At 40.8% G+C, this 8499-nt stretch carries 7 protein-coding genes; all 7 read left to right on the top strand.

What is annotated here, in order from left to right; all coding sequences use genetic code 11:
• The coding region (locus tag DQQ10_RS28055; protein ID WP_165824147.1) for a hypothetical protein at positions 1–515 on the top strand (515 nt) is incomplete at its 5' end.
• A 124-nt stretch (positions 516–639) separates the two neighbouring features.
• On the top strand, positions 640–1254 hold the full coding sequence (locus tag DQQ10_RS27495) for a hypothetical protein (RefSeq protein ID WP_112750170.1): 615 nt from the start codon (positions 640–642) through the stop codon (positions 1252–1254).
• A 552-nt stretch (positions 1255–1806) separates the two neighbouring features.
• On the top strand, positions 1807–2415 hold the full coding sequence (locus DQQ10_RS27500; protein ID WP_112750171.1) for a hypothetical protein: 609 nt from the start codon (positions 1807–1809) through the stop codon (positions 2413–2415).
• Between the two features lie 1304 nt (positions 2416–3719).
• A complete protein-coding gene (locus DQQ10_RS27510) occupies positions 3720–5006 on the top strand; it encodes an OmpA family protein (RefSeq protein WP_165824148.1) in 1287 nt (428 codons plus the stop codon).
• A 331-nt stretch (positions 5007–5337) separates the two neighbouring features.
• Complete coding sequence (locus DQQ10_RS27515) at positions 5338–6021, top strand: hypothetical protein (RefSeq protein WP_221409807.1); 684 nt, start codon at positions 5338–5340, stop codon at positions 6019–6021.
• Positions 6022–6202: 181 nt separating this feature from the next.
• Entirely contained in the window at positions 6203–6733 is a 531-nt protein-coding gene (locus tag DQQ10_RS27520) for a 2'-5' RNA ligase family protein (RefSeq protein WP_245970560.1), read from the top strand.
• Between the two features lie 571 nt (positions 6734–7304).
• Entirely contained in the window at positions 7305–7925 is a 621-nt protein-coding gene (locus tag DQQ10_RS27525) for a hypothetical protein (protein ID WP_112750174.1), read from the top strand.
• The last annotated feature ends 574 nt before the right edge of the window (positions 7926–8499 follow it).

The following is an 8499-nucleotide window of genomic DNA, read 5'->3' on the forward strand; positions in this document are numbered from 1 at the left end:
GTCGGGAGAACCTATCCCTGGCAGGTTGCTCCTCAGCAGAGCCTTGCTTCTGTTTTGGTTCAACAACACAAAATTCAAATCAGCAAACTATATTTACAACCTGTTCAAATTCACAGCCACTTTCAGTAGGATTTTCCTGTAACTCAAAAGAGAAGACCTTTAGGTACACGGTTCAAAAAGGTCAATCAGGAATATTAATTAAGGATTACGTACCAGTCACAAAGGAACATTTAACTGAATATTTGGTTAAGGTAAATGATACTCTAAAAATGAAAACCCTAAATGTGTTTCTTACTGGAGAAAATATTCAGAAGATCAATCCTGAATTCAAGAATAAATATTACCGAGGTGAATTTGGAAAAATGGACTTAAACTCTTTTCAAAATGATACAGCTCGAGCAATGAGAAATTTGCAACTCCACTTTGGCGCTCTTAAGGGGAACGAATTTGTTAAAAATGACGATTGGGACAAGTATCTTTTGAATAATCGATTTCTAAGACGCGAGGAAGAATAAACAATCTGAGCCGCGATGATTACATGGGAACTACACTCATGCCGGCAGAGTTTGATGATTAATTATTAATTTGGACTGCCGGCACATTTTATATACAGGCGTTGGTGGCCATACATTGAAAGACATGGAGTTCATAGTAAAAACAACACATGAGACAATCTGGGAGACAATTCTAAACTCTCAACTCGCGACAGTTCTACTGACACTGTTAGCTGCTTCATTTGGTTACTTCGTCAAGGAGTTCGCATCTGGTCGCAAGGAACGAAAAAAGGACAGAGAACGAGTTCTCTTAGAATTCATGAAGCTTACCGAGTTAAGACTTCAAAAAATTATTCAAAAAGTATTAACCGACACTTGGACCGACTTTCATTCAAGAATGTTCAATATAACAGGCAATCCACACGACAGAGAAATGGTTTTGGATAATCTGAAAATCTCGAATAAACTTGGTGACGAAATCATGGAAATTAATGCAGAGTTAATAAAAAATAGAGTTGAATTTCAAATAAAGTCTAAATTAAAAAAAGACGAAATAACCCGACTTAATCTATTAATAGAACAAGTAATAAATTTTGCAGCAAGACATCCATACAACTTTAATTCAATGGATGCTCAGCAACTTGTTCAGTTATCAGGCTCGATAACTCCTGACGCATATAGAAGTATAAATGGCACTATTCGACCAAGAATGATAGGACTAAGTAACGACTTATTAAATTTTCTGAGAGAGAGATTGTGAAATGTACGGCCACAAATCGCGTAGACGGCCCGCCACTAAATAGCAGCGAGGTTCGCCTCTCACACCATCCCGAGTACTCGGGACGGTTCATTAAGTTGTGGAGATACTTTTTCGTAATACGAAAGTAAAGATTCGTAACCGCGTTTTGCTCGTCGTTCTACCATGATCGTTGTTCCTACTAATCACAGATTGTTGGCTACGGACCTTGTGAAGTTGTGCTCACTTATCCTCTTTTATCAGCCTCAGTATACCGTTCCTGTTCGTCAGTACCGGTACCGATAGCCATCGGTATTGTAGTCTCGCTTCCTTCAGTGCAAGCCTCGCGACACACCACCTTGCGACTTACTAACTGGCTTCACCAACTCGCCAGTGAGAGACTTTCACCCTCTGGAATATTAAAGGTATCTTCCATACCTTGCGCATGCTGGGCGCACACACAATGTATAATCCATGGCGCTGATAAGGAGGACATTTTTTTATTTTTGCTCAGCGCCACGGGTTATACACCAAGCGTTGTAAGTAATAGAGCGGGGACAATTTTCCCAAATACTAATGTTTGGAATCTTCAAAGCAAAAAATAACGACAAGGACGTCACGACAAATCCAGACATCCTTTTTAGTCCGGACATTAAGACATCCGAGATAAAAATTCACGGACTTAAGCTTCAAGACAATGCTAACTTGATTCCGAAAAATCAGGTTTCGACCACTACATTCGAAAAATATCCTGTGGACTGTCTTCGGTTTTCCAATGGAGGTACGAGACAAACATGGAAAGACAACAAGGTTTTTTATGAAACCGTGGACGGTCAAAAAGAACATTTGCTTGAGGACAGAATAAAATCTGTTCTTGATTTTGGAGGCATACTTCACATGAAGTCAGGTGCTAAATATGTAGTTCGAGACAGAATGATAGTCGGAATGGGAATCCATTCAGACATTTTAAGGCCTTATAAAAAGATCGCCAAAGGGAAAATTGAAAAGAAGTTTGGTAAAGCCACAAGAATTGAAGAAGACTATGAACAAACTGATGGAGAGCTTTGGCACACGACCTATTTCTACGAAAATAGAGATATGAAAATCAGCTTTTTTGACCCTGACAATGAAATAGATTTTATCAATGTTGGACTCTTTCCTTATTCGTTTGACAATCGACCCTGACTTATGTGGCGTATGCCGCCCTACTACTTACAATCGAGTAGACGGCCCCGCCACTAAATAGCAGCGAGGTTCGCCTCTCACACCACTGTACGTACGGGCCTCGTATACAGCGGTTCATTAAGTTGTGGGGATACTTTTTCGTAATACGAAAGTAAAGATTCGTAACCGCGTTTTGCTAATCGTTCTACGATCGTCCCTACTAATAACAGATTGTTGGTGACTGACCTTGTGAAGTTGTGCTCACTTATCCTCTTTTATCAGCCTCAGTATACCGTTCCTGTTCGTCAGTACCGGTACCGATAGCCATCGGTATTGTAGTCTCGCTTCCTTCAGTGCATGCCTCGCGACACACCACCTTGCGACTTACTAACTGGCTTCACCAACTCGCCAGTGAGAGACTTTCACCCTCTGGAATATTAAAGGTATCTTCCATACCTTGCGCATGCTGGGCGCACACAATGCATATAAATCATGCCGGCAGAGTTTGATGATTAATTATTAATTTGGTCTGCCGGAACGCTTTATATGCGAACGTTGGCGGTAATTAAATTCATGACGAGACTAGGGACTTTTTTAGCATTTGGACTTTTGACTTGTTGCAGCTCGCGGGACAACAGGCCATTGCTTGACAAGTATCCTCACCTTAAAGAAAAAATCGGACAGATTCAAAAAACACCAAAAGGTAGGTACTTCAAGCTTTTGATTTCTTCTGACTCGACATGCAAGATTGAGTGGGGTAATAAAGACCAAAAAAAGCAGTCACACCGAGACTACCATTTCCGACTCGCGGACAGAATTTTGTTTAAATCTGAGGACGAAAGTTTTTTGACTCTTAAATCTGACACGACCGTAAAAGACGATTGTTTTGAAATAATCTGTCCCCTTTACAATACGAATGAGTTCATTTTAGTCACCAAGTGTGAGTAAAATTTAATTACCGCCAACAAAGTGCTCCATGAATAATCCCTTTTGCTAACGTTGAGACAAATTGAGTGTTTTCTATTCTCCTGATGCATATTAAGTTCCATTTTCCTACAAATGCTGTATTCGAAAAAATGAACGCGCTGTCAAGGGTGGGCGCGTAATTCGCCTGAGCGAAATGGACCGCCCCTTACCATCGCCCCTTGAAAGGGCGTTCATCTTTTTGTAACTTTCATTTGAAGAAAAATCAAAAACTGCGATGCTTCCCGCCTTCGTCAGAGACTTCGGCAGGCAGGCATTAGTGATTCGCAGGAAAAGACCCTCTTGTAAGATTTAGATTTGTTTTAGCTTTATCGAAGCGTTGCTTTGAAAACATGACTACAATGATCACTCAATTGCTAAATAGTAAAAACAAAACAGTTTCTACTTTACTTTTAATCTTTTTTATAGGCCAGGCTTTTGCCCAAAACAAAAACCTTGTTTCACTGGCTAGCGGTGTGAAAATCTTAAAAGCTCCGGCTTCTTATGCAGAATTCACAGAGCGGAGTTCTTATGTCCTCTACTCACCAAGTTCCTTGATTGATGAGTCAGATAAAATCTGGTGCTCTAAAGGGACAACCTTCCCTATGGAATTTGTATTTGAACTAACCGAGCTATGCAAAATAAATAAGCTGTTCTTTAACAACGTTTGCGAAAACTATGACGGTATCCATACCAAAGAACTGAAAGTAGAATATAGTAGCAAGAGTGCCAACGAAGACTATAAGTTATTCGGCAACTATACCTTAAGCAAAAACAAGATCAACGAATACCCTGTAGATGCCGAAGCTCGCTGGATAAAACTCACCATTCTATCTAATTATGGCAACAAAGAATATGTAGAATTATCTGAGTTCAAGGTTTTTTGTCATCCCGCCCAGGAGTTGAGTTCTACAATCAGAATAGATGGCACTTGGCATACGAACTGGCAAGACATAATTTTTCATCAAACAGGAAATACTTTTACTGGCGATTACGAGTACGATGGCGTGGTCGGTAAAGTAACAAACGGGGTAATCACTAGAAACGAACTGTTTTTTCATTGGAAAGAAGGTAATCGACAAGGTACAGCCAAACTATATTTGAACGCAGAAGGCAATAGACTTTCAGGTGACTGGATAAACAGTAACAATTCTGGTGATTTTGGAGTTTGGGAAATGCAACGAAAAAGAGCGATTGGTATCGATTATAAATCGAGAGAAAATGCAAACATAGTGTCAGCTTCACCCATCATACCAGAAAAAGTAGTTAGAGATGAAGCGATTGAATTCGATGGGCAGAAAATAGAAATAGGAGAAAATATTGTCTTCAACAATGTGATTTTTGTACAAAGTAAAGCCATCCTACTAGAGAGTTCTTATAGCGAACTGGATAAGCTAGTTGAAATATTATTAAAAAACGAAAATCTAAAAGTAGAACTAAGTGGGCATACCGATAATCAAGGAAATGTTAATCTCAACATAAAATTATCGGAAGAACGTGTAGAGACAGTAAAGAAATACTTTGTGGCTAAGGGCATAGCAAGTAAGCGCATTTCCGGAAAAGGCTACGGGCCAAGTAAGCCAATAAATGATAACAAAAACGAATTGGAACGTAAGTTAAACCGCAGAGTAGAGTTTAAACTGTTTTAAGTTTTATTGCTATCTCTTTTCTTTTCATGTAAAACTTTTGCCGATACCGCGCGCCATAGTTTTGCGACACATTTACTGGAAACGGCACCGACCTTCGATACATTCAGTCCTTACCGGGCCAACCCTTTCGGCTCGTTACCAGCAACTACTACAACCTCTGCTGACTTCTCTTATGCCATACGTGACACAGAGCGATGTTTGTTGGTTACGGACTTTATGAAGTTGTGCTCACTCATCCACATCAAATAGCCTCGCTATACGTTTCTATTCGTCAGTACCAGTACCGATAGCCATCGATATTGTAGTCTCGCTTCCTTCAGTGCAAACCACCTTGCGACTTACTAACTGGCTTCACCAACTCGCCAGTGAGAGACTTTCACCCCTCTGGAATATTAAGGGTATCTTCATACCTTGCGCATGCTGGGCGCACACAAGCTTTTTGGGCGATGAATCTATTTCAAAAATTATTCGGGACAAGGGAGAAAAACTTTCAAAGATTGAGTATTGGAAGAAGTGGGAAATTTTTGAATTGTTTGATGACCTGCATGAAGCGGAGCAACTCCTCAACTCAAGAAAGTCTAAGGGATATAGACACGATAAATTCAAGACTGAGTTTACTGAGGAATTTGGAGAGATTGAAGGTGATAATGTTGCGGACTTCACAAGAATTTGGCAATGGTTTTCACCGAATAATGAATGGGACAAGGTAGTGGGACCAGAAGGAGAAGAATTAAGAAGAAGGATTTTCAAGCGAACTGACCGATGGAAAAGAAATCAAGAATTTATTCCATGGACAAAGGTTTCATTGAAAGAGGAATTTGGAATCGTCTTGGACAAGACTGTTGATAATAACGTAGTTGGTCTGATCCGTTGGGACACAGAAAAGGAAACTGACGTTGAAGATTGGCGTGGACTATTTGGAAGTTTCTTGCAATCAGGTGGACAAGTTGTCGATCATGACCATAAATTCAAATTCATTGACGACAAAGGGGAGTTGAAAAAAGTCAGCCGCTAACAAAATGTTCCATGGCACTGATTAAGGAGGACCCATCTGCGATAAGCTTCGGCGGGCAAGCATTTTTTTTATTTTTGCTCAGCGCCACGGCTTATGCATCAACGTTGTAGGTCATTCGCTTGTCTCGCCGAAAATAACGGCACGGACTTTAAATTAAATTTCTAAACAAAAAATAATTCGTGTGACAATTCCTTTAGGGCAGAATTCAACAAGGCGACAATTAACCTTATTCGTTTCAGATGACAGCGGAGCAATTGAAAAAATACGACAACAATTCAACCCCATTCAACACAAACTAATTTCAGCACATGTGACGCTTTGCAGAGAAGACGAAATAGTGCAAATCGACAGGGTAATCAAGAATACAGAACTCATAAAATCTGCTGGGCCATTAAAAATAACATTTAACAAGGTCGAAAGATTTGAAGGAGGTAAGGGTGTTTGGCTTCCTTCCTCAACAGAGAACAAACAATTCCACGAATTGAGAAGAGAAATTTTAAAGGGACTAAATGACACACCACGGCATCACCAGCCACATCTGACGTTAATGCACCCGAGAAATTCTAGTTGTACTGACAAAATATTTGATCAAATAAGAGCGTTTGAATTACCGACGGAGATATTGTTTGAGAAGATAAGCTTAGTAGAGCAACACGATGGTGGACCTTGGATGACCATAAATGAATATAGGATTGCTCCTATAGAATCGTAATATTATTTTAACAGGGTCGACGTCAACACTAACGGTGGAAGCGAACGCCCAATCGCGTAGACGGCCCGCCACTAATAGCGGCGAGGTTCGCCTCTCACCACTGTACGTACGGGCTCGTATACAGCGGTTCATTAAAGTTGTGGAGATACTTTTTCGTAATACGAAAGCAAAGATTCGTAACCGCGTTTTGCTAATCATCCTTCCGTGATCGTCGTTCCTACTAATAACAGATTGTTGACTACTGACCTTGTGAAGTTGTACTCACTTATCTCTTTTATCAGCCGCAGTATACCGTTTCTGTTCGTCAGTACCGGTACCGCTAGCCATAGGTATTGTAGTCTCGCTTCCTTCAGTGCAAACCACCTTGCGACTACTAACTGGCTTCACCAACTCGCCAGTGAGAGACTTTCACCCTCTGGAATATTAAAGGCATCTTACATACCTTGCGCATGCTGGGCGCACACAATGCATATAAATCATGCCTGCAGAGTTTGATGATTAATTATTAAATTGGACTGCCGGCACGCTTTATATGCGAACGTTAGCGGCAACCTTATCACGACAACACAGAATGCAGATAGAGGAAATTATAGGGAAGACAGTTACAAACATCTACTCGCTAGTTAAAATGGAAGTTGGCGGATTGGACATGGGTGAGTGTTTTATCGAGCTCGACAATAAAATTATCATTGACATCCCCTTTGGTTTTAGTGATGATATTTGGATAAAGGAATTGGATAAGAAGGCTATAAACCTTTTTGCTGACTTGTCTGACTATCCCGTTTACCATGTTAACAAGGACAATAAAAGTATCAAGGAGATTGCAGACAATTACCAACGACAAAAAGGGTCTCTTTTCAACCGGCTTCGTAAAGTTTTACTCGGACACGACATTGCTATTAAGGAGTACCAGCCTTATAAAGTTGATTATAGAGAAAATAAACTAAAGCGTATCAAGGACAGAAAAATTGTTGACTTTATTTGGTATGCCGACGACACAGACAAAGGTTATATTCTATTTGATAATGGCTACATAATAACGGAGACAACAATCACCAATCATGGGACCGGACTTGCTGGGTTGAATTTATACGAGAGCGTTAACGATCTGATGAATCTAAAAGGTAATGACTATTTTAAACTCACCGACAAGAAAGGCAGCCGCCAATCGAGTAGACGGCCCCGCCGCTGAATAGCAGCGAGGTTCGCCTCTCACACCATCCCGAGTACTCGGGACGGTTCATTAAGTTGTGGAGATACTTTTTCGTAATACGAAAGTAAAGATTCGTAACCGCGTTTTGCTAGTCGTTCTACGATCGTCGTCGCTACTAACAACAGATTGTTGGTGACTGACCTTGTGAAGTTGTGCTCACTTATCCTCTTTTATCAAGTATACCGTTCCTGTTCGTCAGTACCGGTACCGATAGCCATCGGAATTGTAGTCTCGCTTCCTTCAGTGCACACCACCTTGCGACTTACTAACTGGCTTCACCAACTCGCCAGTGAGAGACTTTCACCCTCTGGAATTTTGGGTATCTTTGAATACCCACGCTCATGCTGGGCGCACACAAGCTATAAACCATGCCGGCACAGTTGATGATAATTTATTGTTTTGGTGTGCCGGCACGTTTTATATACATGAATATTTCGCTACCGTCTGACCCACCCTTTCGGTAATTACCTGACCCACCTATTTCGGAAATGGTTTGACCCAGGTATTTCGCTAATTATCTGACCCACCCGTTTCGGTAATCATTTGACCCGGG

The organism is Pseudochryseolinea flava (assembly GCF_003286915.1).
Taxonomy (GTDB): domain Bacteria; phylum Bacteroidota; class Bacteroidia; order Cytophagales; family Cyclobacteriaceae; genus Ohtaekwangia; species Ohtaekwangia flava.